At 62.7% G+C, this 25,936-nt stretch carries 26 protein-coding genes and 1 other RNA gene; 20 read left to right on the plus strand and 7 right to left on the minus strand.

The window, feature by feature from the left end; genetic code table 11:
- Window positions 1-176: 176 nt before the first annotated feature.
- Together AACY13_RS03510 and AACY13_RS03515 are read right to left on the minus strand one after the other, a co-directional pair.
- A complete protein-coding gene (locus AACY13_RS03510; RefSeq protein WP_339459345.1) occupies window positions 177-1,142 on the minus strand; it encodes a hypothetical protein in 966 nt (321 codons plus the stop codon).
- A gap of 119 nt (window positions 1,143-1,261) precedes the next feature.
- Window positions 1,262-2,167, minus strand: a complete 906-nt coding sequence (locus AACY13_RS03515) for a GlxA family transcriptional regulator (protein WP_339459990.1) — start codon at window positions 2,165-2,167, stop codon at window positions 1,262-1,264.
- Between the two features lie 240 nt (window positions 2,168-2,407).
- Between AACY13_RS03515 and AACY13_RS03520 the strand changes: the two genes are divergently transcribed.
- Window positions 2,408-3,544 carry an acyl-CoA dehydrogenase family protein gene (locus tag AACY13_RS03520; RefSeq protein WP_339459346.1) on the plus strand — a complete coding sequence of 379 codons (1,137 nt, stop codon included), beginning with the start codon at window positions 2,408-2,410 and terminating at the stop codon, window positions 3,542-3,544.
- A 58-nt stretch (window positions 3,545-3,602) separates the two neighbouring features.
- Here the strand turns inward: AACY13_RS03520 and AACY13_RS03525 are convergent, their stop codons facing one another.
- On the minus strand, window positions 3,603-4,640 hold the full coding sequence (locus AACY13_RS03525) for an NADP(H)-dependent aldo-keto reductase (protein WP_339459347.1): 1,038 nt from the start codon (window positions 4,638-4,640) through the stop codon (window positions 3,603-3,605).
- 246 nt (window positions 4,641-4,886) lie between these two features.
- Here AACY13_RS03525 and rplM point away from each other — a divergent pair, with 246 nt between their 5' ends.
- The 7 genes from rplM (at window position 4,887) to AACY13_RS03560 (ending at window position 9,770) form a co-directional block, all read left to right on the plus strand.
- A complete protein-coding gene (gene rplM, locus AACY13_RS03530; RefSeq protein WP_007917032.1) occupies window positions 4,887-5,315 on the plus strand; it encodes a 50S ribosomal protein L13 in 429 nt (142 codons plus the stop codon).
- A 14-nt stretch (window positions 5,316-5,329) separates the two neighbouring features.
- Window positions 5,330-5,722 (plus strand): 30S ribosomal protein S9, encoded by a 393-nt coding sequence (gene rpsI, locus AACY13_RS03535; RefSeq protein ID WP_339459348.1) that lies wholly within the window; start codon window positions 5,330-5,332, stop codon window positions 5,720-5,722.
- A gap of 253 nt (window positions 5,723-5,975) precedes the next feature.
- Window positions 5,976-6,569, plus strand: a complete 594-nt coding sequence (gene petA / locus AACY13_RS03540; protein ID WP_339459350.1) for a ubiquinol-cytochrome c reductase iron-sulfur subunit — start codon at window positions 5,976-5,978, stop codon at window positions 6,567-6,569.
- Window positions 6,569-7,780: a cytochrome b gene (locus AACY13_RS03545; RefSeq protein ID WP_339459351.1), complete on the plus strand. Its 1,212-nt coding sequence runs from the start codon at window positions 6,569-6,571 to the stop codon at window positions 7,778-7,780. The genes petA and AACY13_RS03545 overlap by 1 nt, the downstream gene beginning before the upstream one ends.
- Window positions 7,780-8,559 (plus strand): cytochrome c1, encoded by a 780-nt coding sequence (locus AACY13_RS03550; protein WP_339459352.1) that lies wholly within the window; start codon window positions 7,780-7,782, stop codon window positions 8,557-8,559. Before AACY13_RS03545 ends, AACY13_RS03550 begins: the two co-directional genes overlap by 1 nt.
- Window positions 8,560-8,723: 164 nt before the next feature.
- The gene (locus tag AACY13_RS03555; protein ID WP_339459353.1) at window positions 8,724-9,341 is read left to right on the plus strand and encodes a glutathione S-transferase N-terminal domain-containing protein; all 618 of its coding nucleotides are present in this window, start codon (window positions 8,724-8,726) and stop codon (window positions 9,339-9,341) included.
- Window positions 9,342-9,356: 15 nt separating this feature from the next.
- Window positions 9,357-9,770, plus strand: a complete 414-nt coding sequence (locus AACY13_RS03560) for a ClpXP protease specificity-enhancing factor (protein WP_339459354.1) — start codon at window positions 9,357-9,359, stop codon at window positions 9,768-9,770.
- 104 nt (window positions 9,771-9,874) lie between these two features.
- Here AACY13_RS03560 and AACY13_RS03565 read toward each other — a convergent pair whose 3' ends face one another.
- From AACY13_RS03565 to AACY13_RS03580, 4 genes are read right to left on the minus strand one after another with little or no spacing between them, the layout of a single operon-like run.
- A complete protein-coding gene (locus AACY13_RS03565) occupies window positions 9,875-10,414 on the minus strand; it encodes a BON domain-containing protein (RefSeq protein WP_339459356.1) in 540 nt (179 codons plus the stop codon).
- Window positions 10,411-11,004 (minus strand): phosphoheptose isomerase, encoded by a 594-nt coding sequence (locus AACY13_RS03570; protein ID WP_325509558.1) that lies wholly within the window; start codon window positions 11,002-11,004, stop codon window positions 10,411-10,413. Before AACY13_RS03570 ends, AACY13_RS03565 begins: the two co-directional genes overlap by 4 nt.
- A 42-nt stretch (window positions 11,005-11,046) precedes the next feature.
- The gene (locus tag AACY13_RS03575) at window positions 11,047-11,421 is read right to left on the minus strand and encodes a YraN family protein (protein ID WP_339459358.1); all 375 of its coding nucleotides are present in this window, start codon (window positions 11,419-11,421) and stop codon (window positions 11,047-11,049) included.
- Window positions 11,418-13,229, minus strand: a complete 1,812-nt coding sequence (locus tag AACY13_RS03580) for a penicillin-binding protein activator (protein ID WP_339459991.1) — start codon at window positions 13,227-13,229, stop codon at window positions 11,418-11,420. The genes AACY13_RS03575 and AACY13_RS03580 overlap by 4 nt, the downstream gene beginning before the upstream one ends.
- Window positions 13,230-13,332: 103 nt before the next feature.
- Between AACY13_RS03580 and rsmI the strand changes: the two genes are divergently transcribed.
- The 12 genes from rsmI to murG all read left to right on the plus strand — a co-directional run bounded on the left by rsmI (window position 13,333) and on the right by murG (window position 25,934).
- Window positions 13,333-14,238, plus strand: coding sequence for a 16S rRNA (cytidine(1402)-2'-O)-methyltransferase (gene rsmI / locus AACY13_RS03585; protein ID WP_339459359.1), 906 nt, complete (start codon window positions 13,333-13,335; stop codon window positions 14,236-14,238).
- Between the two features lie 41 nt (window positions 14,239-14,279).
- An RNA gene (gene rnpB / locus AACY13_RS03590) (RNase P RNA component class A) lies at window positions 14,280-14,638 on the plus strand.
- Window positions 14,639-14,946: 308 nt separating this feature from the next.
- Window positions 14,947-15,402 (plus strand): division/cell wall cluster transcriptional repressor MraZ, encoded by a 456-nt coding sequence (gene mraZ / locus AACY13_RS03595; RefSeq protein ID WP_339459361.1) that lies wholly within the window; start codon window positions 14,947-14,949, stop codon window positions 15,400-15,402.
- 2 nt (window positions 15,403-15,404) lie between these two features.
- Window positions 15,405-16,346, plus strand: a complete 942-nt coding sequence (gene rsmH / locus AACY13_RS03600; RefSeq protein ID WP_339459993.1) for a 16S rRNA (cytosine(1402)-N(4))-methyltransferase RsmH — start codon at window positions 15,405-15,407, stop codon at window positions 16,344-16,346.
- Window positions 16,343-16,636: a cell division protein FtsL gene (ftsL, locus tag AACY13_RS03605; RefSeq protein WP_339459363.1), complete on the plus strand. Its 294-nt coding sequence runs from the start codon at window positions 16,343-16,345 to the stop codon at window positions 16,634-16,636. The genes rsmH and ftsL overlap by 4 nt, the downstream gene beginning before the upstream one ends.
- Entirely contained in the window at window positions 16,633-18,372 is a 1,740-nt protein-coding gene (locus tag AACY13_RS03610) for a peptidoglycan D,D-transpeptidase FtsI family protein (RefSeq protein ID WP_445262518.1), read from the plus strand. The genes ftsL and AACY13_RS03610 overlap by 4 nt, the downstream gene beginning before the upstream one ends.
- Window positions 18,372-19,835 (plus strand): UDP-N-acetylmuramoyl-L-alanyl-D-glutamate--2,6-diaminopimelate ligase, encoded by a 1,464-nt coding sequence (locus AACY13_RS03615; RefSeq protein WP_339459364.1) that lies wholly within the window; start codon window positions 18,372-18,374, stop codon window positions 19,833-19,835. Before AACY13_RS03610 ends, AACY13_RS03615 begins: the two co-directional genes overlap by 1 nt.
- Entirely contained in the window at window positions 19,828-21,198 is a 1,371-nt protein-coding gene (locus AACY13_RS03620) for a UDP-N-acetylmuramoyl-tripeptide--D-alanyl-D-alanine ligase (RefSeq protein ID WP_339459365.1), read from the plus strand. Before AACY13_RS03615 ends, AACY13_RS03620 begins: the two co-directional genes overlap by 8 nt.
- On the plus strand, window positions 21,198-22,280 hold the full coding sequence (mraY, locus tag AACY13_RS03625; RefSeq protein WP_339459367.1) for a phospho-N-acetylmuramoyl-pentapeptide-transferase: 1,083 nt from the start codon (window positions 21,198-21,200) through the stop codon (window positions 22,278-22,280). The genes AACY13_RS03620 and mraY overlap by 1 nt, the downstream gene beginning before the upstream one ends.
- Window positions 22,281-22,301: 21 nt before the next feature.
- Complete coding sequence (murD, locus tag AACY13_RS03630; protein ID WP_339459369.1) at window positions 22,302-23,648, plus strand: UDP-N-acetylmuramoyl-L-alanine--D-glutamate ligase; 1,347 nt, start codon at window positions 22,302-22,304, stop codon at window positions 23,646-23,648.
- Window positions 23,648-24,874 (plus strand): putative lipid II flippase FtsW, encoded by a 1,227-nt coding sequence (ftsW, locus tag AACY13_RS03635; protein WP_339459371.1) that lies wholly within the window; start codon window positions 23,648-23,650, stop codon window positions 24,872-24,874. The genes murD and ftsW overlap by 1 nt, the downstream gene beginning before the upstream one ends.
- Window positions 24,864-25,934 carry an undecaprenyldiphospho-muramoylpentapeptide beta-N-acetylglucosaminyltransferase gene (gene murG / locus AACY13_RS03640; protein WP_339459373.1) on the plus strand — a complete coding sequence of 357 codons (1,071 nt, stop codon included), beginning with the start codon at window positions 24,864-24,866 and terminating at the stop codon, window positions 25,932-25,934. Before ftsW ends, murG begins: the two co-directional genes overlap by 11 nt.
- Window positions 25,935-25,936 lie beyond the last annotated feature (2 nt).

Below are 25,936 nucleotides of genomic sequence, written 5' to 3' on the forward strand. Positions count from 1 at the left end.
TGCTGACATGAAAAAGGCGACCCGAGCGGTCGCCTTTTTCATGGATGTGCGGCGCAGTGCTACGTAGGGTGCGCCATGCGCACCGAGGCCTACGCCGTTCTCGCCAGATGCTCACGGTTCCTGAGTGTTCGAGGCTTGTTCGGTGCGCGCAGCGCACCCTACGGCCGGCAGTGATTTCAGTTCTGCGCCAGCTTCTGCTCGTGCTGGGCGAGCATCTTCTGCGCGTGGGCCACTTCCAGGGCCTCCATGGCACTGATCGGCTTGATCGCCACGGCACGCTTGAGGTGCTGCAGGGCCTTGTCTTGTTCGTCGTCGCCGTACACGTAGGTCAGGGCGTTGGCATACTCGTAGTGGCCGATGGGCAGGTCGTCCTGGGCTTTGAAGCTACGGCTGAAATACTTCTCCATATTGTCGGCACTGACCCCGTAAGTCATGCGCCCGACCAGCTTGCCGACCTTGCGGATCACCCCGGCCTCGTAGCCGCCATACAGGGCCAGGGCGAAGGGCAGTTGCGGCTGCTTGGCCAGCAGGGCCTTCAGTTCGTTGGGGATCTGCGTGGTGTAACCGCGTTTGAGCACCACGGGTACCGAGAGTTCTTCACCCAGGCGCGCCTTGGCATAGATGCGGCCGAACTGGGCGGCTACATCGGCCTGGACCAGATCGCTGGCCTGGTCGGTGTAGGCGATCACTTCTTCCAGTAGTTTGTGCTTCTCGGCCTGGTCGGGCACCAGAAACATGGCGTAGATCACCTGGGCGAACATCGCCGGAACCTGTCCGCCGACTCCCAGGGCCAGGCCTTGTTGCTTGGCCTGGGCGAAGTCGCCACGGAACACCAGTCGCCAGACGTCCTGCAGTTTGCCCGCATAAATTTGTGCTTCTTCCGGCTTACCGGTAAAGCCGGTGTCGGCCGTGACGGTTTTCTCCAGGGCCTGTGGGTGGCGGGTGGCCATGGTGACTACCCAGTCGGCGTCAGGGAAGGGGTAGTCGCTGCCAAAGCCGCGGGTCAGTTGTGGCCAGGCCTGGCGCAGTTTGTCGCCCGAGTAGTCGTAGGCGCTCTGATCGTAAGGGAAGGGCTTCCAGTTGTCGGCGGCTACAGCGCTGAAGCTGCAGGTGGCGAGTAGGGCAATAAGCGTGCGGCGCATGGCGATGACCTGATTGTTGTAGGTATGTGTCGATCATAGAGCGCCGGCGGCCGCGACCCACCCATCCAAGGATGAGTTGCGCCGTCGTGGGTTGTGGCCAGTGTTACCCCGGGCCGACCTTAAGCATGGCTGTCCTTGTGCTGGAACTGCCGACGGTACTGGTTGGGTGACAGTTCCGTGTGCTGACGGAACAGCCGGGCGAAGAAACTGGCATCGTCGTAACCCACTTCATAGCTGATGGTCTTGATGCTCTTGCGGGTGGCGCTGAGCAGGCCCTTGGCGGTTTCGATGCGCAGGCGCTGCAGGTAGTGCAGTGGTTTGTCGCCGGTGGCGGTCTGGAAGCGGCGCATAAAGTTGCGGATGCTCATGCCGTGCTCGCGGGCCACGTCCTCGAAGCGGAACTTGTCGGCGAAGTGATCCTCCAGCCACTGCTGGATCTGCAGGATGGTCATGTCGTGGTGCAGTTTCTGCCCGCCAAAGCCGATGCGTCCCGGGGCATAGTTGCGCTGCACTTCATAGAGAATGTCGCGGGCCACGCCCTGGGCCACGCTGGCACCACAGAAGCGCTCGATCAGGTAGATATACAGGTCGCAGGCCGAGGTGGTGCCGCCGGCGCAATACAGGTTGTCGGCGTCCGACAGGTGTTTTTCCTGGTTGAGCAGCACCCTGGGGAAGCGTTCGGCGAATTCGTTGAAGAAGCGCCAGTAGGTGGTTGCCTCCTTGCCGTCGAGCAGGCCGGCCTGGGCCATCCAGAACACCCCCGTGGCTTCGCCGCAGATGGCGCTGCCGGCGGCGTGGCGCTCGCGCAGCCAGTCGAGTACCTGGGGGTGGCGCTGGCAGAGGGCGTCGAAGTCATCCCAGAAGGCCGGCAGGATGATGATGTCGGCGCTGTCCAGGGGGCCGTCCACCGGCATTCGCACATTGCTGAAGCTGTTTACCGGCTGGCCGTCCGGGCTGACCAGATGGATTTCGAAGGTCGGCGTCAGGCCCAGGCCCTGTTGTTTGCCATAGCGCAGGCTGGCCATATGGAAGAAGTCCTTGGCCTGCATCAGGGTGGAGGCGAATACGCCGTCGGTGGCGAGAATGCTGACGCGGCGCAGGGCAGCGGTTGACTGGATAGGCATGGCTATTGTTCTTATAAAGGCTAAGTGGTCACGGGCTGGCTGGATCGTCTTATTTATTGGCGCTTGTGTCCAGTGTGACCAAGCGTTTGCTTGGCTAAAGTCGAGGCCACTTTAAAACAGCGCTATCAAGCAGGTGTTGCCATGATCCCCAGAACGATTTTCAGCTCCGAACACGAACAGTTCCGCGACAGCGTGCGCCGGTTTCTCGAGCAGGAGGCTGTGCCTTTTCATGCCCAGTGGGAAAAGGATGGTCATATCGATCGCGCCCTGTGGAACAAGGCGGGGGAGGCCGGCATGCTCTGCTCGCATCTCCCGGAAGAATACGGCGGCATGGCGGCGGACTTCCTCTATAGCACTGTGGTGATCGAGGAAGTCGGCCGCCTGGGCCTGACCGGCATCGGTTTCTCCCTGCACTCCGATATCGTTGCGCCCTACATCCTGCATTACGGCAGCGAGGCGCAGAAGCGCCATTACCTGCCCAAGCTGGTGTCTGGCGAGATGGTTACCGCCATCGCCATGACCGAGCCGGGTGCGGGTTCCGACCTGCAGGGGGTGAAAACCACCGCCGTGCTGGATGGCGACGAGTATGTGATCAACGGCTCGAAGACCTTTATCACCAACGGCTTCCTGGCCGATCTGGTGATTGTGGTGGCCAAGACCGACCCGAAAGCCGGGGCCAAGGGCACCAGCCTGTTTCTGGTGGAGGCCAATACCCCGGGCTTCGCCAAGGGCAAGCGCCTGGAAAAGGTCGGCATGAAGGCCCAAGACACCTCGGAGCTGTTCTTCCAGGATGTGCGTGTGCCCAAGGAAAACCTGCTGGGTCAGGCCGGCATGGGCTTCGCCTACCTGATGCAGGAGTTGCCCCAGGAACGCCTGACTGTCGGTATCGGTGCCTTGTCCTCGGCCGAGGCGGCGCTCAACTGGACCCTGGACTACACCCGCGAGCGCAAGGCCTTCGGCAAGGCGGTAGCGGACTTCCAGAACACTCGCTTCAAGCTGGCGGAAATGGCCACCGAAATTCAGATCGGCCGGGTCTTCGTCGACCGCTGCCTGGAGCTGCATCTGCAGGGCAAGCTGGATGTGCCGACCGCGGCCATGCTCAAGTACTGGGGCACCGACCTGCAGTGCAAGGTGCTCGATGAGTGCGTGCAGTTGCACGGTGGCTACGGCTATATGTGGGAATACCCGGTGGCGCGAGCCTGGGCCGATGCGCGGGTGCAGCGCATCTACGCCGGCACCAACGAGATCATGAAGGAGATCATCGCCCGCTCGCTGTGATCTGCAGTTGAATAAAAAGCCCGGCAATTGCCGGGCTTTTTTATGTCTCCTATATCGATCAGGGGGCGGGGTTGGGCTGGGCCTTGTGAATCGCCTCGATGCCGGTCAGCACTTCCCCGGAGAGTCTTAGCTCGCTGCTGGCCAGGTTGCTGTCCAGCTGTTCCAGGCTGGTCGCGCCGATGATGTTGCTGGTGACGAAGGGTTGCGCCGTGACGAAGGCCAGGGCCATCTGCGCCGGATCGAGGCCATGTTCGCGGGCCAGGGCGACATAGCGCGAGCAGGCCGACTCCGACTCCGGGTTGGTGTAGCGCGCGAAGCGGCTAAACAGGCTCAGGCGCGCGCCAGTCGGGCGGGCACCGCCGGCGTATTTGCCACTGAGCATGCCGAACGCCAGGGGCGAATAGGCCAGCAGGCCACAGTCTTCGCGGATGGCGACCTCGGCCAGGCCGACTTCGAAGCTGCGGTTGAGCAAGTTGTAGGGGTTCTGGATCGAGACCATGCGCGGCCAGCCGCGCTGTTCGGCCAGCTGGAGAAATTTCAGGGTGCCCCAGGGCGTCTCGTTGGACAGGCCGATGTGGCGGATCTTGCCGGCCTTGATCTGTTCGTCGAGCACTTCCAGGGTGTCCTCCAGCGGGGTGAACGCGCTGTCCTGGTGGCGATAGCCGAGCTGGCCGAAGAAGTTGGTCGGGCGCTCCGGCCAGTGCAGCTGGTAGAGGTCGATCCAGTCGGTCTGCAGGCGCTTGAGGCTGGCATCCAGCGCCGCGACTATATGGGTGCGATTGTGCTTGAGCTGGCCGCCGCGGATATAGTCGATGCCATTGCCGGGGCCGGCGATCTTGCTGGCCAGCACCCAGTCGGCGCGATCGCCGCGCTGTTTGAAGTAGTCGCCGATGATCTGCTCGGTCTTGCTGTAGGTTTCGGCCCGCGGTGGTACCGGGTACATCTCTGCCGTGTCGAGAAAATTAACCCCATAGGCCTTGGCCCGTTCGATCTGGGCGTGGGCTTCGCTGGCGCTGTTCTGCTCGCCCCAGGTCATGCTGCCCAGGCAGAGGGCGCTGACCTTGAGATCCGTTCGGCCGAGTTGGCGGTAATCCATAACGTGCTCCTTAAAAACTCATTGGCATAATCTGGTTGAAATTATCTTGGCAATCTGCATAATTGCGCACCTCTTTCTGCAGTGGAAGTGATGCGCCGTCTGCCGAAGAATCTTGCCGTATTACGGACGCGCTGACCCGAGCCCCCGATAGCGCCTGTTTTCGGCTGCCTTTGACTTGTCAAAGTACGCACTATTCAGTAAGATCCGCCGTCTTATTTATCAGGGCGGCCCCTGAGGCTATAAAGAATGAAAACTTTTACTGCTAAACCGGAAACAGTAAAGCGCGACTGGTTTGTCGTCGACGCTGCTGGTCAGACCCTGGGTCGTCTGGCCACCGAAATCGCGAGCCGTCTGCGTGGCAAGCACAAGCCAGAGTACACTCCGCACGTTGATACCGGCGATTACATCGTCGTGATCAATGCCGAGCAGATTCGTGTAACTGGTGCCAAGACCACCGACAAGATGTACTACTCCCACTCCGGTTTCCCGGGCGGCATCAAGTCGATCAACTTCGAGAAGCTGATCGCCAAGGCCCCTGAGCGCGTGATCGAGACCGCGGTTAAAGGCATGCTGCCGAAGAACCCGCTGGGTCGCGACATGTATCGTAAGCTGAAAGTGTATGCGGGCGCTGCTCACCCCCACACTGCTCAGCAGCCCCAAGAACTGAAGTTTTAACGGAATAGTTCATTATGTCGGCGACTCAAAATTACGGCACTGGCCGTCGCAAGACTGCAACCGCTCGCGTTTTCCTGCGTGCTGGTACTGGCAAGATCTCCATCAACAACCGTACTCTCGACGGTTTCTTCGGTCGCGAAACTGCCCGCATGGTAGTTCGTCAGCCGCTGGAACTGGTTGAAATGACCGAGAAGTTCGATGTTTTCGTTACCGTTATCGGTGGCGGTGTAAGTGGTCAGGCTGGCGCAATCCGCCACGGCATCACTCGCGCCCTGATGGACTACGACGAAGCGCTGCGTCCTGCGCTGCGCAAAGCTGGCTTCGTGACTCGCGATGCCCGTGAAGTTGAGCGTAAGAAGGTTGGTCTGCGTAAGGCGCGTAAGCGTCCGCAGTACTCCAAGCGTTAATTCGCGACCTGCGTTCAAAGACGCCCAGTTTCCTTTCGGAGCTGGGCGTTTTTTATGGATGATGATTTAGTCTGCGGCATCATGCCGCAGCGGTGAATGCCGTGATTTGCAAGGCTTTGCGTCCATTATGGCGGGGTAATTACCTTGTCAGTAAAGGGGCTTTTCTTTACCATTCGGCAACTTTTTGTGCGATCTGAAACTTACCGAGTATAGGCCTGCTTAAAAGGCCATAAAGCTGATGGGAGACGACTGAATGAGCAATGACGGCGTGAATGCAGGCCGGCGTCGCTTTCTGGTAGCGGCCACCTCTGTGGTGGGCGCTGCAGGAGCGGTGGGTGCCGCGGTCCCGTTCGTAGGGTCCTGGTTCCCAAGCGCCAAGGCTAAAGCTGCCGGTGCACCTGTGAAGGTGAACGTCAGCAAGATCGAGCCAGGCCAGCAGATGGTTGCCGAGTGGCGGGGGCAGCCGGTGTTTATCGTGCGCCGTACCGAGGAGATCCTCGGCAACCTGGTCAAGCTCGAGCCGCAACTGGCCGACTTTGACTCCAAGGCGTCTGAGCAGCCGAGTTATGTCGATCCGAAAACTCGTTCGATCAAGCCGGAATTGCTGTTGCTGGTAGGTCTGTGCACCCACCTGGGTTGCGCGCCGTCCTTCCGTCCGGAAGTGGCACCTGCTGACCTGGGCGCTGAATGGGTTGGTGGTTACTTCTGCCCATGCCACGGTTCGCGTTACGACCTCGCAGGTCGCGTGTACAAGGCTCAGCCTGCACCCTTGAACCTGCCGGTGCCGCCGCACACGTACGAGACGGATGATGTGATCATCATCGGTGTGGATCAGGAGCAAGCATGATGAGTAAATTCATGGAATGGGTCGATGCGCGTTTCCCCGCGACCAAGATGTGGGAAGACCATCTGTCCAAGTACTACGCCCCGAAGAACTTCAACTTCTTCTATTTCTTCGGCTCCCTGGCACTGCTGGTGCTGGTCAATCAGATCGTCACCGGCATCTGGCTGACCATGAGCTACACCCCTTCGGCCGAAGAGGCGTTTGCCTCGGTCGAATACATCATGCGTGATGTGGAATACGGCTGGATCCTGCGTTACCTGCACTCCACCGGCGCTTCGGCGTTCTTCGTGGTGGTCTATCTGCACATGTTCCGCGGTCTGCTCTACGGCTCCTACCAGAAGCCGCGCGAGCTGGTGTGGATCTTCGGCATGCTGATCTACCTGATGCTGATGGCGGAAGCCTTCATGGGTTACCTGCTGCCGTGGGGTCAGATGTCCTACTGGGGTGCCCAGGTGATCATCTCGCTGTTCGGTGCCATTCCGGTGATCGGCGCGGACCTGACCCAGTGGATTCGTGGTGACTACCTGATTTCCGGGATCACCCTGAACCGCTTCTTCGCCCTGCACGTGGTGGCCCTGCCGATCGTGATTCTCGGTCTGGTGGTGCTGCATATCCTGGCGCTGCACGAAGTCGGCTCGAACAACCCGGACGGCGTCGACATCAAAAAGAAGAAAGACGAGAACGGCATTCCGCTCGACGGCATTGCCTTCCACCCTTACTACACCGTGAAAGATATCGTCGGTGTGGTGGTGTTCCTGTTTGTCTTCTGCTTCGTGATCTTCTTCTTCCCGGAGATGGGTGGCTATTTCCTCGAGAAGCCGAACTTCGAGGCGGCCAACCCGTTCAAGACGCCTGAGCATATCGCCCCGGTTTGGTACTTCACGCCGTTCTACGCGATCCTGCGGGCGATCCCCGACAAGCTCATGGGCGTTATCGCCATGGGTGCGGCCATTGCGGTGCTGTTCGTGCTGCCATGGCTGGATCGTAGCCCGGTCAAGTCGATGCGCTACAAGGGTTGGCTGAGCAAGGTCTGGCTGCTGATCTTCTGCGTGTCCTTCGTGATTCTTGGGGTCTTGGGTGTATTGGCACCAACACCAGGTCGTACGCTGTTGTCGCAGGTGTGTACCTTCCTGTACTTCGCGTACTTCATCCTGATGCCGTTCTACACCAAGATCGAAAAGACCAAACCGGTTCCGGAAAGGGTGACTGGCTGATGAAAAAGCTATTTGCTGCACTTGTTATCGCTGCAATGCCGGTTCTGGCCATGGGCGCTGGAAGCGGCTATCCGCTGGATAAAGTGGATATCGATCTGTCTGACAAGGCCGCCATGCAGGACGGCGCGCGTACGTTCGCCAACTACTGTATGGGCTGCCACTCGGCCCAGTATCAGCGCTACGAGCGTGTTGCCGACGACCTGGGCATTCCACATCAAATCATGCTGGAAAATCTGGTGTTCAGTGAGGCCAAGATTGGCGATCACATGAAGATCGGCATGCAGCCAGCCGATGCCAAGGCCTGGTTTGGTGCGGCACCGCCGGACCTGACCCTGGTTGCCCGTGTGCGTGGTAACGACTGGCTGTACACCTACCTGCGGACTTTCTACGATGATCCGAGCCGTCCGCTGGGGGCCAACAACAAGGTCTTCCCGAACGTCGGTATGCCGAACGTGCTGGTGGGCCTGCAGGGGCGTCAGTACATAGGTTGCAAGCAGGTGCAGGTGGTTGAGGACGGCAAGAAGCTGTTCGACCCGCTGACCGGCACGCCGATTACCCATGAGGCTTGCGATCAACTGACCGTTGAGCCGAAGACCGGCGCGCTGAGCACAGAAGAGTTCGACGAGAAGGTCAAGAATCTGGTGACCTTCCTGGCTTACTCGGCCAATCCGGTTAAATTGCAAAGTCAGCGTATCGGCACCTACGTTCTGCTGTATCTTGCCTTCTTCTTCGTGTTCGCCTATCTGCTCAAGCGCGAATACTGGAAGGACGTGCATTAATTTCTTGTGTCTCCGCTGTTGACCTGCGCGCCCCTTTGGGCGCGCAGGTTTTGTACCCTGCCATCCCTGGCGGTCACCCCGGCGGTGCCGTCGCAAGCGACGTCAAAAATTGCTCCAGGCAATTTTTTCTGCTTCACATAACTTTATAAGCGAGGAGGACCGCCATGGGCGTGACCAATCGGTTGGCCTGTTACTCCGACCCCGCTGACCACTATTCCCACCGCGTACGCATCGTGCTCGCCGAGAAGGGTGTCAGCGCCGAAATCATCAGTGTCGAAAAGGGTCGCTATCCGGCGAAATTGCTGGAGGTCAACCCCTATGCCAGTCTGCCGACCCTGGTTGATCGCGATCTGGCGCTCTATGAGTCGACCGTGGTGATGGAGTATCTGGACGAGCGTTACCCGCACCCGCCGCTGTTGCCGGTGTATCCGGTGGCCAGGGCCAATAGCCGTTTGCTGATCCATCGCATTCAGCGCGACTGGTGCGCCCAGGTCGATCTGATTCTCGACCCGCGCAGCAAGGAGCCGGCCCGTGCCCTGGCGCGCAAGGAATTGCGCGAGAGCCTGACCGGGGTGTCGCCACTGTTTGCCGACAAGGCGTATTTTCTCAGCGAGGAATTAAGCCTGGTGGATTGCTGTCTGCTGCCGATTCTTTGGCGTTTGCCGATTCTGGGGATAGAGTTGCCAAAGCCGGCCAAGCCATTGCTCGATTATATGGACCGCCAGTTTGCCCGTGAGGCGTTCCAGGTCAGCTTGTCGCCAGTCGAACGTGATATGCGTTAACCCGAGGAGGTCGTGATGAAGTCGAGTCGCCCCTATCTGGTTCGTGCCCTGTACGAGTGGATCGTTGATAACGACTGTACCCCGCACTTGCTGGTCAATGCCGAGTTCGCCGGCGTGCAGGTGCCGCCGGGTTTTGCCAGCGATGGGCAGATCGTGCTGAATGTCTCGCCCAGTGCGGTGCGTCATCTGCATATGGATAACGATGCGGTGAGCTTCGAGGGGCGCTTCGGTGGCGTCCCTCAGAGCCTGTATATCCCTTCCGCCGCGGTGCTGGCGATCTATGCCCGGGAGAATGGCCAGGGCATGGTCTTCGAGGTGGAATCGTCGCTGGCCGAGGATGAGGAGCCGGAAGGGCCTGATGATCAGGGGCCGCCGGATGGCGAGCCGCCACGGCCGAGTGGTCGGCCCAGCCTGAAAGTGGTCAAGTAAAGAGAAATGGCAGGGAGCCATTTCTGATCTTGTGCGGTGGCCTGAAAGGCAGCCGTTACAAAAAAGGCGACCCGAGGGTCGCCTTTTTTGTGGGCGTGGCGAACTCAGTTGGTGTACTGAAACAGCCGCACGATTTTCTGCACCCCGGACACGCTCTGTACCAGGTTGGTGGCCTGGGCCGCCTCGGCGCGCGTGACCAGTCCGAGCATGTAGACGATGCCGTTCTCGGTGATCACCTTGATGCGCGAGCCGGGCACCGTGGCGTCGGCGAGCATCTGGCTCTTGATTCGGGTGGTCAGCAGCGAGTCGTTGCTGCGTACCAGCAGCGAGGTGGGTTGCTGCACCTGCAGCTCATTGTGCACCTTGCTTACGTTGTTGACCTTGCGCGCGGCCTGCTCGGCCATAGCCTTGAGGTCGCTACGCGGGGTCTGGCCGGCGAGCAGGACCACGCCGTTGTAGCTGGTAATTACGATGCGCGAAGTCGGGCTGGTCAGGTCCGCATGGGCGCGGGCCACATTGGCGCTGACTTCCGGGGCGATAAACTGGTCGTCGATCTTGTTGCCGACACTGCGGTTGCCGCAGCCGGCGAGGGCCAGGGCCAGGGTCAGTGCGAGGGCGGCGATAATCAGTGGTGAGCGGGTCATTCTTCACTCCCAAACAGTTGGCTGTCGATCAGGTCGCACAGGCAGTGGATGGCCAGCAGGTGGACTTCCTGGATGCGTGCGGTGACTTTCGAAGGCACGCGGATTTCCACGTCTTCCGGCAGCAGCAGTGAAGCCATACCGCCGCCGTCGCGACCGGTCAGGGCTACGACAACCATTTCTCGATCATGTGCGGCCTGGATGGCCTGGATCACGTTGGCCGAGTTGCCGCTGGTGGAGATCGCCAGGAGCACGTCGCCCGGTTGGCCGAGGGCGCGGATCTGCTTGGAGAAGATCTCGTTGTAGCTGTAGTCGTTGGCGATCGAGGTGATGGTCGAGCTGTCGGTGGTCAGGGCGATGGCCGGCAGGCTCGGGCGCTCGCGCTCGAAGCGGTTGAGCAGCTCCGAGGAGAAGTGCTGGGCGTCACCGGCGGAGCCGCCATTGCCGCAGGTGAGGATCTTGCCCTCGCTGAGCAGGGCCTGAACCATGGCCAGGCTGCCTTGCTCGATAAGGGGGATGAGCACTTCCATGGCCTGCTGCTTGGTGTCGATGCTGGCTTGGAACAGGTGGCGAATACGGGCTTGCATATCCATTGGCATATCCATGGGCGATAGAATTTTCAGTGGGGCGTCTGCTCAGGTATCAAAGGCGTTTTGAATCCAGTTCAGTGGCGCGGGGGCTTGGCTGTCGGCAGTTATGGCAATCACATCAAAGCGGCATGGGTGCCGGGCCCAGCGTGATTCCTGCTGCAGGAAGTGCTGGGCGGCGCGGCTGAGTTTCTCACGTTTGCGTGCATCGACGCTTTCAGCTGCGCCGCCCCAGGCGCTATAGCGCCGATAGCGAACTTCCACGAATACTACTGTATCGCTGTCGAGCATGACCAGATCGAGCTCGCCGAGGCGGCAGCGCCAGTTCTGCGCCAGCAGGCGCAGGCCGCGTTGTTCGAGGAACTGGCGCGCCAGGGCTTCGGCCGCCTGGCCGCTTTGCTGCGGGCTGATTCGCTCGTTCAAAGGGCGCTGTCGGGCAGGCGCTGGACCTGGCCGTCGCGGAATTCGGCCCAGGGCAGCTGGCGTTCGATGCGTTGTGCCGGGTTCAGGCTGAGGCTGCCGGACAGGCCGTCCAGGCGGGTCTCGGGCATGGCCTTGAGCTGGTTCAGGCGCGGGGCCAGCTGGTAGGCATCGGCCCCCATGGCATAGAGCCGGCCCAGGCTGCCGCCGGCCTGGGGCCACTGGCTGCTGGCCTGCTGGCGCAGGGGGGCGTTGATGTCCAGCAGCCAGGGCGTTTCGCAGAACATGATGCCGTTCATGTCGAGGTACTGGGCCTGACTGTGGTTGCCGGTGAACAGGTGCGAGGTGGCGTACACGGGCACGTCGCCGGCGTACTGGAAGGCCAGGGTCGGTTTGATCTGCTGGGCCTGCTGCGGGGTGGCGGCGAGGAAGATAAAGTCGACATCGCGGCGGCGCGACGGTGCGGCGGCAGCGCTGCTGCCCAGGGCGTTCTGCAGGCGTTTGCCGCGGGCTTCGCTCTCGCGCAGTTGGAACAGCTCGGCGATCTGGCGGGCCAGTTCCACCGGCTGGTCGACATGCTCGGCGGCGATCAGGGTGCCGCCTTGCGCCTGCCAGCTGTGGCGAAAGGCGTCGAGAACGCGGTCGCCCCAGTCGCCGCGGGGGACCAGGGCCACTGCTCGGCGGTGGCCGTCGGCCCAGGCGCGGCGGGCCACTTCGCGGGCTTCATCTTCCGCGGCCAGACCGAACTGGAAGAGTTGTGCGGGGCCTTCCTGGGCGGTTTCGCTGTAGTTCAGGGCCAGGGTGGTGATGGGCAGCTGCTCGCGAGCGCTGAGTTGGGTGACCAGCGGCTTCTCCAGTGGGCCCACGACCAGCTGCACGCCAGAGGCCTGGGCCTGGCGGTAGAACTCATCCAGGGAGCCGATGCGCGAGCTGTCGAAAATCTGAATGTTGGGCGGATTCTGGCCGGCCTGCTGGGCCTGGTAATGGGCGGCGAGGAAGCCATCGCGTAGCGCCCGTGCCACGTTGGCCAACTGGCCATCCTGGGGCAGCAGCAGGGCGATTTCGCTCAGCGGCTGGCTGGAAAGTTTCTTCAGCTCGACCAGGGGTTCAGGCAGCTGCTGGGCGGCTGGGTGGCCGGGGTTCTGCTGCAGCCAGTTGTCGATGGCGTTTTGCTGCTGTTCCAGGGTACCGGCGCTCTTGGTGGCGCGGGCCAGTGCCAGCCAGCCATTGAGGTCGGCATCGTTGCTGGCCTGCAGCTGTTCGAGGGGCAGGCTGGAGACCAGGGTCCAGATTTCCTGGTGGTTGCGTGCGGCGGCTTCGCCGCTGAGCAGGGGGGCGATAAAGGCACGCTCGCGTGCCGCCGCCAGGGTCTGTCCGCTGGCCTGCAGGGCGCTGGCGCGGACCAGCTGGCTGCGTACCTGCTGCTCGATTGGCAGCTCGCCGAGGCGCTCCAGGCTGGGGTGGCTCAGGGCGCGCAGGGCCGCCTTGGGCTGTTCGCGGGCCATCTCCAGTTCGGCGCGCAGGGTGCTGGCATAGATCTGTTGCGCCGGTTTCAGGTTTTCCAGCTGGACCTTCTCGAGGATGCCGGCTGCGCGGGCGAAGTTTTTCTGCCGGTAGGCCAGGTCGGCGGCGGACAGGCGCAACAGCTCGGCCTGTTCGGAGCTGCTGTCGCCGGCCTGTTGCAGCAGTTGCTCGATGCTGGCTTGCGGGGTGCGTGGCAGCTCGCCCAGGTTGGAGGTGGGCGAGCTGGCGCAGGCGGCGAGGAGGGCAGCGAGGCAGAAGGCGGAGAGCGGACGCAGGCGGGCGATCAGGCGGGTGGGCATGTAGGGCGTTCCTGATACTTGATCAAATGAGCGGTGAATTGTACCCAAGCCTAGCCAGCGGCGCGATGTCGAAGGCCGGAAACGGGCTACAATGCGCGCTTTGCTGATTGACGAGGCCTGTGCTGTGACCGCATCCGCTGCTCCGAATCCCATCTGCGGCACGCTTTATGTGGTGGCCACACCCATCGGTAACCTGGACGATATCAGTGCGCGGGCACTGGCTGTCCTGCGCAGCGTCGCCTTGATCGCGGCGGAGGATACCCGCCATTCGGCGCGGCTGATGCAGCACTTCGGTATCGCTACGCCCCTGGCGGCCTGCCATGAACACAATGAGCGCGATCAGGGGGGGCGCTTTCTTGCGCGTCTGCAGGCAGGGGAGGATGTGGCGCTGATTTCCGACGCCGGCACGCCGCTGATCTCCGATCCGGGTTATCACCTGGTGCGCCAGGCGCGTGCGGCGGGCGTGGCGGTGGTGCCGGTGCCGGGGGCCTGTGCCTTGATTGCGGCGCTGTCGGCGGCCGGTCTGCCCTCCGACCGCTTTATCTTCGAGGGTTTTCTGCCGGCCAAGACTGCCGGCCGTCGCGCGCGCCTGGAGCGGGTAAAGGAAGAACCGCGCACGCTGATTTTCTACGAAGCGCCGCATCGCATTCTCGAGTGCCTGCAGGATATGCAGGCGGTGTTCGGCGATGAGCGCCCGGCCTTGCTGGCGCGGGAAATCACCAAGACCTTCGAGACCCTCAAGGGGCTGCCGCTGGCCGAGCTGGCGACCTGGGTGGCGGCCGATGCCAATCAGCAGCGCGGCGAATGTGTGGTTCTGGTCGCCGGCTGGCAGGCTCCCGAGGGCGAGGCCGCAGTCAGTGTCGAGGCCATGCGCGTGCTCGACCTGCTGCTCGAGGAAATGCCGCTCAAGCGCGCCGCGGCGCTGGCGGCGGAGATCACCGGGGTGCGCAAGAACTTGCTCTATCAGGTGGCGCTGGAGCGGCAGAAAGGCGCTTGAGCCTTGTTCTATCGGGCGGGTGCCGGTAACCTTGGCGGTGGAGAGTCGATCGGACAGTCGCTGCCGTGTTGCGTTCTGCGTAATGCGGGGGAGGAAAGTCCGGGCTCCATAGGGCGGAGTGCCAGGTAACGCCTGGGGGGCGTGAGCCTACGGAAAGTGCCACAGAAAATAACCGCCTAAGCACTTCGGTGCCGGTAAGGGTGAAAAGGTGCGGTAAGAGCGCACCGCGCGACTGGTAACAGTTCGTGGCTAGGCAAACCCCACTCGGAGCAAGACCAAATAGGGTTCCATTGGCGTGGCCCGCGCTGGAACCGGGTAGGTTGCTAAAGACGTGCAGTGATGTACGTCGTAGAGGAATGACTGTCCTCGACAGAACCCGGCTTACAGATCGACTCTCCACCTTTCTCCTTGGTCCGCTTCACTTTCATTCCCCGCTTTCTAAGACCGAAAAATTCTTACTCTTGATAAATCACTTTAAGTTTGAAGTGCAGCTTCTTGTGTGGGCTCGTTTTACTTAGTCGGTTATCCGTCCATTCGCTGTTTCTTTCTCTCTTTGTATCGCTAAATCTCCGTTCTATAAGGATTTTTCCCGCTGGGCGCGCCTTGACGGTGGGGGGCGTGCGTTCCTATAGTGTGCGCGAGTGGCAAGAAGTGGCATGAAGTGGGTTTTTTTGGGCATGGATAGCTAATTAAAGGGGAAGCGCGATCGTGTTTCGCGGAGCTAACGCCATAAGTCTCGACGCCAAAGGGCGCCTCGCGATGCCAAGTCGGTATCGGGATGAGCTCGTTTCGCGTTGTGCCGGCCAGCTTATCGTCACCATCGATGCCGTCGACCCCTGTCTGTGTGTCTACCCCCTGGCCGAGTGGGAGCTGATCGAAGCCAAATTGCGTGAACTAGCGTCCTTTCGCGAGGAGAATCGTCGTTTGCAGCGTCTGCTGATCGGTAACGCGGTTGACCTCGAGCTGGATGCCAGCGGTCGTTTCCTGGTGCCGCCACGGCTGCGCGAGTACGCCAAGCTGGATAAACGCGCGATGCTGGTCGGTCAGCTCAATAAATTTCAATTGTGGGATGAAGATGCCTGGAATGCTGTGGCGGATGCCGATCTGGCCGCCATCAAGCAACCGGGTGCTCTGTCCGACGAACTACGGGACCTGATCCTGTGACTATGTCCAGCAGCTTTCGCCATATAACAGTGCTACTCGACGAGGCGGTCGAGGGGCTGGCTGTGCGCGCGGACGGCTGCTACCTCGATGGTACCTTCGGCCGCGGCGGGCATAGTCGGCTGATCCTCGAGAGGCTGGGCCCTGACGGGCATTTGCTGGGGTTCGACAAGGATCCCCTGGCGATTGCGACGGGGAATGAGCTGGCGGCCGAAGACGGCCGCTTTGTCGTTGTGCAGCGCAGTTTTGCGGAACTCGGTGAAGAAGTTGCTGTCCGCGGCCTGGCCGGCAAGGTCAGCGGCATCCTGCTCGACCTCGGCGTGTCCTCGCCGCAGCTCGACGATGCCGAGCGGGGTTTCAGCTTTATGAACGATGGTCCGCTGGACATGCGCATGGATCCCAGTCGCGGGCTTAGCGCTGCGCAGTGGATCGCCAGCGCCAGCGAAGAGGAAATTGCCCGGGTCTTCAAGGAATACGGCGAAGAGCGTTTCGCCAAGCGCATGGCCCGTGCGGTGGTGCTGCGGCGTGCCGAGCAGCCGTTCGAGCGCACCGCCGACCTGGCCCAGGTGCTGACCGTAGCCAATCCGGCCTGGGAAAAAGGCAAGAATCCGGCCACCCGTGCTTTCCAGGGCCTGCGCATCTTTATCAACAACGAGCTCGGCGACCTCGAGCTCGGCCTGGATGCCGCCCTGGAGGCCCTTGAAGTGGGCGGGCGGCTGGTGGTGATCAGCTTCCATTCCCTGGAAGATCGCATCGTCAAACTCTTTATGCGCAAGCATGCCAAGGGCGAACAGGACAAGTTGCCTCGCGACCTGCCGATCATTCCGAAAGCCTTCGAGCCGCGCTTGAAGCTGATCGGTAAGGCGCAGTTCGCCTCCGAGGCCGAACTGAAAGCCAACCCGCGTTCGCGCAGTGCCGTTATGCGCATTGCGGAGAAAATGCGATGAGTGCGATCTTCGCCAAGCCATTGCCCGGCGGCAGCCTGCTGATGCTGGTGCTGTTTCTCGGCGTGCTGGTATCGGCCGTGGCGGTGTCCTACAGCGCCCACTGGAACCGCCAGCTGCTCAACAACCTGTATGCCGAGCTCAGCGTGCGCGACAAGGCGCAGGCTGAGTGGGGGCGGCTGATCCTTGAGCAGAGCACCTGGACCGCGCACAACCGGATCGAGACCCTGGCCTCTGAGCGCCTCGGCATGCGCATCCCGGATGCTGCCGAAGTGCGCATGGTGGCCCCATGATTCGGCTCGAAGGCGCACTCTACCCTTGGCGCTTCCGCCTGGTACTGCTGGTGCTGGCCTTGATGGTCGGGGCCATCGCCTGGCGTATCGTCGATCTGCAGGTGTTCGATCAGAGTTTCCTGCAGGCCCATGGCGATGCCCGCAGCGTGCGCCATATTCCGATTCCGGCGCACCGTGGCCTGATCACCGACCGCAACGGCGAACCGCTGGCGGTCAGTACTCCGGTGACCACCCTGTGGGCCAACGGCAAGGAGCTGCAGAATGGCAAGGCCCAGTGGCCGGTCCTGGCGGCAGCCCTGGGTCAGGAGGCCAAGGCGTTCAGTGCGCGTTTACAGGCCAATGCCGAACGCGAATTTATGTACCTGGTACGTGGCCTGACCCCGGAGCAGGGCCTGCGGGTGCTCGATCTGAAGGTGCCGGGCGTATATGCCATCGAGGAATTCCGCCGTTTCTACCCGGCCGGCGAAGTGGCCGCCCACGTGGTCGGCTTCACCGATATCGACGACCGCGGCCGCGAGGGTATGGAGCTGGCCTTCGATGATTGGCTGGCCGGTGTTCCCGGAAAGCGCCAAGTGCTCAAGGACAGGCGCGGCCGGCTGATCAAAGACGTCCAGGTTGCACAGAATGCCAAGGCCGGTAAGGCCTTGGCATTGTCAATTGACCTGCGTCTGCAATACCTCGCCCATCGTGAGCTGCGTAATGCGCTGCTCGAGTTCGGTGCCAAGGCCGGTAGCCTGGTCATGGTTGATGTGCGCACCGGTGAGGTCCTGGCAATGGTCAATCAGCCAACCTACAACCCGAACAATCGCCGTAATCTGCAGCCCGCAGCGATGCGTAACCGGGCAATGATTGATGTGTTTGAGCCTGGCTCGACCATGAAGCCGTTCTCCATGAGCGCTGCGCTGGAAAGTGGCCGCTGGAAGTCGTCGGACACGGTGGATGTCTACCCAGGCACCTTGCAGATCGGTAAGTACACCATTCGCGATGTATCGCGTAGCAGTGGTCCGCTTAGCCTCACCGATATTTTGATCAAGTCGAGCAACGTCGGCATGAGCAAAATTGCATTTGATATCGGTGGTCAGTCGATTTACGAAGTCATGCAGCAAGTTGGTCTGGGCCAGGATACTGGCCTCGGCTTTCCGGGTGAGCGGGTTGGCAATCTGCCGAACCACCGCGAATGGCGCAAGGCCGAAACGGCCACGTTGTCCTATGGCTATGGCTTGTCAGTCACGGCTGTACAGCTTGCCCATGCTTATTCGGTACTGGCCAATAATGGTCGCAGCACAAATCTTTCACTGGCGCGTGTTGACCGTAAACCGGACTCCGTTCAGGTGATTCCGGAAAACATTGCGGTGGTCATCCAGGGCATGTTGCAGCAGGTCATTGAAGCGCCCGGAGGGGTATATCGCGCCAAGGTGCCGGGCTATCACGTAGCGGGTAAAAGTGGCACTGCGCGTAAGGCTTCGGTGGGTAGCCGAGGCTATCGGGACAATGCGTATCGCTCGCTTTTTGCCGGTTTTGGTCCGGTCAGTGACCCGCGTATCGCGGTGGCCATTGTGATCGATGAGCCAAGTCAGGGTGGTTATTACGGTGGTCTGGTATCTGCCCCGGTGTTTGGCAAGGTCATGGCCGGTGCATTGCGCCTGATGAACGTCGCCCCGGATAACCTGCCGCCACCCGAATCGTTGAAAGTTGAAACCGCAGCCGTTGATCCCCTTAAAGGAGGGCGCATCTGATGCCTATGCCCCTTAATCAGTTGCTGCCGGAAGCCGCCAGCTCGGTGCTGATCCGCGAATTGACCCTGGATAGCCGCAAGGTGCGTCCGGGCGACCTGTTTCTTGCCGTGCCCGGTACCCTGCAGGATGGCCGCGTGCATATCGCCGACGCCATCGCCCGTGGGGCCGCCGCGGTGGCCTACGAGGCCGAGGGTGCGGCGGCGATGACCGCCCATAGCGCCGAGCTGGTGGCGCTCAAGGGGCTGGCTGGGCAGTTGTCGGCCATTGCCGGGCGCTTTTATGGTGAGCCGAGCCGTGGCCTGCATCTGATCGGTATCACCGGAACCAACGGCAAGACCAGTGTCAGCCAGTTGCTGGCCCAGGCCCTGGATCTGCTCGGTGAAAGCTGCGGCATCGTCGGCACCCTGGGTAACGGCTTCTACAACGCACTGGCCTTGGGTCGCCACACCACCCCGGACCCGATCGGCGTACAAGCAACCCTGGCCGATATGAAGAAGGCCGGCGCGCGCGCCGTGGCCATGGAGGTGTCCTCCCATGGCCTGCACCAGGGCCGGGTCGCGGCCCTGGCCTTCGATGTGGCGGTGTTTACCAATCTGTCCCGCGATCACCTGGACTACCACGGTTCGATGGACGCCTATGGCGAGGCCAAGGCGGCTCTGTTCGCCTGGCCGGGTCTGCGTTGCCGGGTACTCAATCTGGACGACGACTTCGGTCGTGAACTGGCCCGCGTCGAGCACGACTCGCGCCTGATCGGCTACAGCCTGGAAGACCAGCGCGCCTATTTATATTGCCGTCAGGCGCGCTTCGACGAACAAGGCGTGGTCGCTACTGTTGTCACTCCGCAGGGCGAACGCAGCCTGCGCAGCTCGCTGCTTGGTCGTTTCAACCTGAGCAACCTGTTGGCGGTGGTCGGTGCCTTGCTGGGCATGGATTACCCGCTCGATGAAATTCTCAAGGTGCTGCCGCAGTTGCAGGGGCCGGTCGGTCGTATGCAGCGCTTGGGCGGTGTCCGCCAGCCGCTGGTGGTGGTCGATTACGCGCACACCCCGGATGCCCTGGAAAAAGTTCTCGAAGCGCTGCGCCCCCATGTCAAAGGCCGCCTGCTGTGCCTGTTCGGCTGTGGCGGCGACCGCGACCGCGGCAAGCGTCCGCTGATGGCCGCCGTGGTCGAGCGCCTGGCCGATGGCGTGCTGGTGACCGACGACAACCCGCGCAGCGAGGCATCCGAGCAGATCTTCAACGATATCCGCGCCGGCTTCAGCGCGCCTGAGCGGGTGCAGTTCGTCCACGGTCGTGGCCAGGCCATCGCCCAGCTGGTCGCGGCCGCCAATGCCGACGACGTGCTTGTGCTGGCCGGCAAGGGCCACGAGGACTATCAGGAAATCAATGGCCAGCGCCAGCCGTTCTCCGACCTGAGCTGCGCCGCCCTGGCCCTGGCCGATTGGGAGGTGAGCCATGCTTAAGGCCCTGCGTTTGAGCGAAGTGGCGGTGGCCCTGGATGCGCGCCTGATCGGTCGCGATTGCGCCTTCGAGGCCGTCAGCAGCGACAGCCGGGCGATTCGCCCTGGTCAGCTGTTTGTCGCCCTGAGCGGACCGCGCTTCGACGGCCATGACTACCTGGCCGAGGTCGCCGCCAAGGGCGCGGTGGCCGCCCTGGTCGAGCGCGAAGTGAGCGGCGCGCCCTTGCCGCAACTGCTGGTGAGCGACACCCGTCTGGCCCTGGGCCAGTTGGGCGCACTCAAGCGCCGCGCCTTCGGTGGTCCGGTGGTGGCGATCACCGGTTCCAGCGGCAAGACCACGGTCAAGGAAATGCTCGCCAGCATCCTGCGGGTTGGCCTGCGCGGGCCGGTATTGGCCACCCGCGGCAACCTCAATAACGAACTCGGGGTGCCCCTGACCCTGCTGGAGCTGGCTGCCGAGCACGTTGCGGCGGTGATCGAACTGGGGGCCAACCATGTCGGCGAGATCGCCTACACCGTCGGCCTGACCCAGCCCCAGGTGGCCATTATCACCAATGCCGGCAGCGCCCATGTCGGCGAGTTCGGCGGCCCGGAGAAGATCGTTCTGGCCAAGGGCGAGATCCTCGAAGGCCTGAACGACAGCGGCGTGGCCGTGCTTAACCTGGACGATGCCGCCTTTGCCACCTGGCAGCAGCGCGCCAAGGGCCGTAGCGTCACCAGTTTCTCCCTGAACGATCCGGCGGCGGATTTTCATGCCAGCGATCTGCAGCGTGATGTCCGCGGTTGCTCGGCCTTTACCCTGCATTGCCGTCAGGGTCAGGCGGTGGTTCAGCTCAATCTGCTCGGCGAACACAATGTCGCCAATGCCCTGGCCGCTTCTGCGGCTGCCGCGGCCCTGAGCGTGCCGCTGGTGGATATCAAGACCGGTCTGGAAAACCTGCAGCCGGTCAAGGGCCGCGCGGTGGCGCAACTCGCACCCAACGGCATGCGGGTGATCGACGACAGCTACAACGCCAACCCCGCGTCGATCTGCGCCGCGGTGGATATCCTCGCCGGCTTTGCCGGGCGCACCGTGCTGGTCCTCGGCGATATGGGCGAGCTGGGCGACTGGGCCGAGCAGGGCCACCGCGAGGTGGGCCGCTATGCCGCAGGCAAGGTTTCCGCACTCTATGCGGTGGGCCCGCTGATGGCCCACGCCGTCGCCGAATTCGGGGCCCAGGGCCGGCATTTCGCCGACCAGGCCAGCCTGATCGCCGCCCTTGCCGGCGAGTCGGGCGATACCACCCTTCTAATCAAAGGTTCACGCAGCGCCGCGATGGAAAACGTCGTGGCGGCGCTCTGTGGCACATCCGGGGAGAGTCACTAATGCTGCTGCTGCTGGCCGAATACCTGCAACAGTTCCACAAAGGCTTCGCGGTCTTTCAGTACCTGACCCTGCGCGGCATTTTTGGCGTGCTCACCGCGCTGGCGCTGTCGTTGTGGCTGGGCCCCTGGATGATCCGCACCCTGCAGATCCGCCAGATCGGCCAGTCGGTGCGCAACGACGGCCCGCAGTCGCACCTGTCGAAGAAGGGCACGCCGACCATGGGCGGCGCGCTGATTCTCTCCGCCATTACCGTTAGCACCCTGCTCTGGGCCGACCTGGCCAACCGCTACGTCTGGGTGGTACTGGCCGTGACCCTGCTGTTCGGGGCCGTGGGCTGGGTCGACGACTACCGCAAGGTGATCGAGAAGAACTCCAAGGGCCTGCCGAGCCGCTGGAAGTATTTCTGGCAGTCGGTGTTCGGCCTCGGCGCGGCGCTGTTCCTTTATATGACCGCGCAGAGCCCGGTGGAAACCACCCTGATCCTGCCGCTGTTGAAAGACGTGAGCATCCCCCTGGGCTTCGGCTTCGTGGTGCTGACCTACTTCGTTATCGTCGGTTCGAGCAACGCGGTAAACCTGACCGACGGCCTCGACGGCCTGGCCATCCTGCCCACCGTGATGGTCGGCGGCGCGCTGGGGATCTTCTGCTACCTGTCGGGCAACGTGAATTTCTCCGAATACCTGCTGATCCCCTATGTGCCGGGGGCCGGCGAGCTGATCATCTTCTGCGCCGCGCTGGTCGGTGCTGGCCTGGGTTTTCTCTGGTTCAACACCTACCCGGCCCAGGTATTCATGGGCGACGTCGGTGCGCTGGCGCTGGGCGCGGCCCTGGGCACCATTGCCGTGATCGTGCGCCAGGAAGTGGTGCTGTTCATCATGGGCGGGGTGTTCGTCATGGAAACCCTGTCGGTGATCATCCAGGTCGCCAGCTTCAAACTGACCGGCAAGCGGGTGTTCCGCATGGCACCGATTCACCACCATTTCGAACTCAAAGGCTGGCCCGAGCCGCGGGTGATCGTGCGTTTCTGGATCATCACCGTGATTCTGGTGCTGATCGGCCTTGCCACCCTGAAACTGCGTTGAGGACTGAGGATTTATAACAGCATGAGCCTGATCGCTTCTGACCACTTCCGCATCGTTGTCGGCCTCGGCAAGAGCGGCATGTCCCTGGTGCGCTTCCTCGCGCGCCAGGGCCTGCCGTTCGCCGTGGTCGACACCCGTGCCAACCCGCCGGAGCTGGCCACCTTGCGTGAACAGTTGCCGCAGGTGGAAGTGCGTTGTGGTGAGCTGGATGTGGAATTCCTCTGCCGCGCCCGCGAGCTGCTGGTCAGCCCAGGCCTGGCCATCGCCACCCCGGCACTGCAGGCCGCCGCTGCGCGCGGGGTCAAGCTTTCCGGCGATATCGACCTGTTCGCCCGCTATGCCAAGGCCCCGATCGTGGCCATCACCGGCTCCAACGCCAAGAGCACCGTGACCACCCTGGTCGGCGAGATGGCCGCGGCGGCGGGCAAGAAGGTCGCGGTCGGCGGCAACCTCGGCACGCCGGCGCTGGACCTGCTGGATGATGAGGTCGAGCTGTATGTGCTGGAACTGTCGAGCTTTCAGCTGGAAACCACTGACCAGCTCAATGCCGAAGTGGCGACCTGCTTGAATATCAGCGAAGACCATATGGATCGCTACGCCTCGCTGGCCGCCTATCACCTGGCCAAGCACCGGATCTTCCGTGGCGCGCGCCAGGTGGTGGTCAATCGCGATGACGCGTTGTCGCGTCCCCTGGTGGCCGATCAACTGCCGTGCTGGTATTTCGGGCTGGGCAAGCCGGACTTCAAGCGCTTCGGCCTGCTCGAGGAGAATGGCGAGAAGTATCTGGCCTATCAGTTCGATGCGCTGCTGCCGGTGCGCGAATTGAAGATTCGCGGCGCGCACAATCAGTCCAACGCCCTGGCGGCCCTGGCCCTGGGCCATGCCGTCGGCCTGCCGTTCGAGGCCATGTTGCAGACCCTGCGTAGCTTCGCCGGCCTGGCCCATCGCTGCCAGTGGGTGGGTGAGCGCAAGGGCGTGAGCTACTACGACGACTCCAAGGCCACCAACGTCGGTGCCGCCCTGGCTGCCATCGAAGGTCTGGGCGCGGATATCAGCGGCAAGCTGGTGCTGATCGCCGGTGGCGATGGCAAGGGTGCCGATTTCTCCGCGTTGAAAAAGCCGGTCGGCCGGTTCTGCCGCGCGGTGATTCTGCTCGGCCGCGATGCCGAGCTGCTGGCTGCCGCCCTGGGCGATGCCGCGCCGCTGATCCGGGTCAAGACCCTGGAAGAGGCCGTACAGCGCGCCGCAGAACTGGCCGAGGCGGGCGATGCCGCGCTGCTGTCGCCGGCCTGCGCCAGCCTGGACATGTTCAAGAATTTCGAGGAGCGCGGACGCCTGTTCGCCCAGGCCGTGGAGGGTTTGCACTGATGCTCGCGCACCTGCTCGCCGCACCCTCGCCGCTGCATACCCGTCGTGGTATCGATCTGGATTTCCCGCTGCTTGTGGGTTGCCTGGCGCTGCTCGGCCTGGGCCTGGTGATGATCGCCTCGGCGTCCTCCGAAGTGGCCGCGGCGCAGTCGGGCAATCCCTTCTACCACATGATCCGTCATCTGATTTACCTGGGTATCGGCCTCGTCGCGGCCCTGGTCACCCTGCTGGTGCCCATGGCCATGTGGCAGCGCTACAGCGGCATGCTGTTGCTGGTGGCGGTGGCGCTGCTGGTGCTGGTGCTGGTGCCGGGCATCGGCCGCGAAGTTAACGGGGCCAAGCGCTGGATCGGTCTGGGCATCATCAACCTGCAGCCGTCCGAGCTGGCCAAGCTGTTTACCGTGCTGTTCCTCGCCGGTTATCTGGTGCGTCGCCAGGCCGAAGTGCGCGAGAAACTGATCGGTTTTCTCAAGCCGCTGGCGGTGCTCGGGCCCATCGCCGGGCTGCTGCTGGCCGAGCCGGACTTCGGTGCCACCGTGGTTCTGGTCGGCGCGTCGATTGCCATGCTGTTTCTCGGCGGGGTCAACCTGCTGCGCTTTATTCCCCTGGCGGCCGGCGTTCTGGCGGCCGGGGTGCTGGTGATGACCAGCCAGTCCTACCGCATGCAGCGCCTGACCAACTTTATCGACCCCTGGGCCGACCAGTACGGTGCCGGCTACCAGCTGAGTCAGGCGCTGATCGCCTTCGGCCGTGGCGAGTGGTTCGGCGTCGGCCTGGGCAACAGCATCCAGAAGCAGTTCTACCTGCCGGAAGCCCATACCGACTTCGTCTTCGCCGTACTGGCCGAGGAACTGGGCATGGTCGGCGCGCTGATTACCGTCGGCCTGTTCGTCTTCGTCAGCGTGCGCGCCCTGTATATCGGCCTGTGGGCGGAGAAGGCCAAGCAGTTCTTCGCCGCCTATGTGGCCTACGGCCTGTCCTTTCTGTGGATCGGTCAGGTGCTGATCAATATCGGCGTAAACGTCGGCCTGCTGCCGACCAAGGGCCTGACCCTGCCGTTCCTCAGCTATGGCGGCAGCTCCCTGGTGATCTGCTGCGTCAGCCTGGCCATGCTCCTGCGTATCGAGTGGGAGCGGCGTACCCAGCTGGGCAGCGAAGACGTGGATTTCCAAGAGTCCGATTTTGTCGAAGACCAGGCCGCCGGGGAGGTTCGCCATGCGCGGTAATGTGCTGATCATGGCCGGCGGTACCGGCGGCCACGTGTTCCCGGCCCTGGCCTGCGCCAAGGAGTTCAAGGCGCGCGGCTACAGCGTGCATTGGCTGGGCACCCCGCGCGGCATCGAGAACGAACTGGTGCCGGCGGCCGGCCTGCCGCTGCATCTAATCAGCGTCAGCGGCCTGCGCGGCAAGGGCAAACTGTCCCTGCTCAAGGCCCCGTTCCAACTGCTCAGGGCGTTGCTGCAGGCGCGTCGGATTGTGCGCCAGCTCGAGCCGGTGTGTGTGCTCGGCATGGGCGGTTATGTCACCGGCCCCGGCGGCCTGGCCGCGCGCATGAGTGGCGCGCCGCTGATCATCCACGAACAGAACGCCGTGGCCGGCACCGCCAACCGCAGCCTGGTGCCATTCGCCAGCCGCGTCTGCGAGGCCTTCCCGAATACCTTCGGCAACAGCGACAAGCGCCGCACCACCGGCAACCCGGTGCGTGAAGAGCTGTTTCTGGAAACCCCGCGCGATTCGCTGCGCAATCGCCAGCCGCGTTTGCTGGTGCTGGGTGGCAGCCTGGGTGCCGAGCCGCTGAATAAACTGCTGCCCGCCGCCCTGGCGCTGGTGGCTGGCGAGCTGCGCCCCGAGGTGTTTCATCAGGCCGGCAAGCAACATGATGCAATTACCGCTGAACGCTACGGCGCAGTTGGCGTCGAAGCGCAGGTCGTTCCCTTTATCAAGGACATGGCCCGTGCCTATGCCTGGGCCGATCTGGTGGTATGCCGTGCCGGTGCGCTGACCGTCAGTGAGTTGGCCGCAGCGGGTTTGCCGGCCTTCCTGGTGCCGCTGCCCCATGCCATCGACGATCACCAAACGCATAACGCCGGCTATCTGGCCAGGGAGGGGGCCGCTGTCCTTCTGCCGCAAGGCTCCACTGACGCCGCCAAGCTGGCCGCGCAGCTGACCGAGGTTTTGATGCACCCCGAACGATTGAAAGAAATGGCCGGCACCGCGCGTCGCTTGGCCAAGCCCGATGCAACCCGCACCGTTGTCGATATCTGCCTGGAGGTGGCCCGTGGCTAAGT

The sequence above is a fragment of the Pseudomonas sp. EA_105y_Pfl2_R69 genome (assembly GCF_963970915.1).
Lineage (GTDB): Bacteria > Pseudomonadota > Gammaproteobacteria > Pseudomonadales > Pseudomonadaceae > Aquipseudomonas.

Coding starts and splice junctions, on each gene's coding strand:
- AACY13_RS03510 (WP_339459345.1), bottom strand. CDS start 1,142: ATGCGCCGCACGCTTATTGCCCTACTCGCCACCTGCAGCTTCAGCGCT.
- AACY13_RS03515 (WP_339459990.1), bottom strand. CDS start 2,167: ATGGCCAGCCTGCGCTATGGCAAACAACAGGGCCTGGGCCTGACGCCG.
- AACY13_RS03520 (WP_339459346.1), top strand. CDS start 2,408: ATGATCCCCAGAACGATTTTCAGCTCCGAACACGAACAGTTCCGCGAC.
- AACY13_RS03525 (WP_339459347.1), bottom strand. CDS start 4,640: ATGGATTACCGCCAACTCGGCCGAACGGATCTCAAGGTCAGCGCCCTC.
- rplM (WP_007917032.1), top strand. CDS start 4,887: ATGAAAACTTTTACTGCTAAACCGGAAACAGTAAAGCGCGACTGGTTT.
- rpsI (WP_339459348.1), top strand. CDS start 5,330: ATGTCGGCGACTCAAAATTACGGCACTGGCCGTCGCAAGACTGCAACC.
- petA (WP_339459350.1), top strand. CDS start 5,976: ATGAGCAATGACGGCGTGAATGCAGGCCGGCGTCGCTTTCTGGTAGCG.
- AACY13_RS03545 (WP_339459351.1), top strand. CDS start 6,569: ATGAGTAAATTCATGGAATGGGTCGATGCGCGTTTCCCCGCGACCAAG.
- AACY13_RS03550 (WP_339459352.1), top strand. CDS start 7,780: ATGAAAAAGCTATTTGCTGCACTTGTTATCGCTGCAATGCCGGTTCTG.
- AACY13_RS03555 (WP_339459353.1), top strand. CDS start 8,724: ATGGGCGTGACCAATCGGTTGGCCTGTTACTCCGACCCCGCTGACCAC.
- AACY13_RS03560 (WP_339459354.1), top strand. CDS start 9,357: ATGAAGTCGAGTCGCCCCTATCTGGTTCGTGCCCTGTACGAGTGGATC.
- AACY13_RS03565 (WP_339459356.1), bottom strand. CDS start 10,414: ATGACCCGCTCACCACTGATTATCGCCGCCCTCGCACTGACCCTGGCC.
- AACY13_RS03570 (WP_325509558.1), bottom strand. CDS start 11,004: ATGGATATGCAAGCCCGTATTCGCCACCTGTTCCAAGCCAGCATCGAC.
- rsmI (WP_339459359.1), top strand. CDS start 13,333: ATGCGCGCTTTGCTGATTGACGAGGCCTGTGCTGTGACCGCATCCGCT.
- rsmH (WP_339459993.1), top strand. CDS start 15,405: ATGTCCAGCAGCTTTCGCCATATAACAGTGCTACTCGACGAGGCGGTC.
- ftsL (WP_339459363.1), top strand. CDS start 16,343: ATGAGTGCGATCTTCGCCAAGCCATTGCCCGGCGGCAGCCTGCTGATG.
- AACY13_RS03610 (WP_445262518.1), top strand. CDS start 16,633: ATGATTCGGCTCGAAGGCGCACTCTACCCTTGGCGCTTCCGCCTGGTA.
- AACY13_RS03615 (WP_339459364.1), top strand. CDS start 18,372: ATGCCTATGCCCCTTAATCAGTTGCTGCCGGAAGCCGCCAGCTCGGTG.
- AACY13_RS03620 (WP_339459365.1), top strand. CDS start 19,828: ATGCTTAAGGCCCTGCGTTTGAGCGAAGTGGCGGTGGCCCTGGATGCG.
- mraY (WP_339459367.1), top strand. CDS start 21,198: ATGCTGCTGCTGCTGGCCGAATACCTGCAACAGTTCCACAAAGGCTTC.
- murD (WP_339459369.1), top strand. CDS start 22,302: ATGAGCCTGATCGCTTCTGACCACTTCCGCATCGTTGTCGGCCTCGGC.
- ftsW (WP_339459371.1), top strand. CDS start 23,648: ATGCTCGCGCACCTGCTCGCCGCACCCTCGCCGCTGCATACCCGTCGT.
- murG (WP_339459373.1), top strand. CDS start 24,864: ATGCGCGGTAATGTGCTGATCATGGCCGGCGGTACCGGCGGCCACGTG.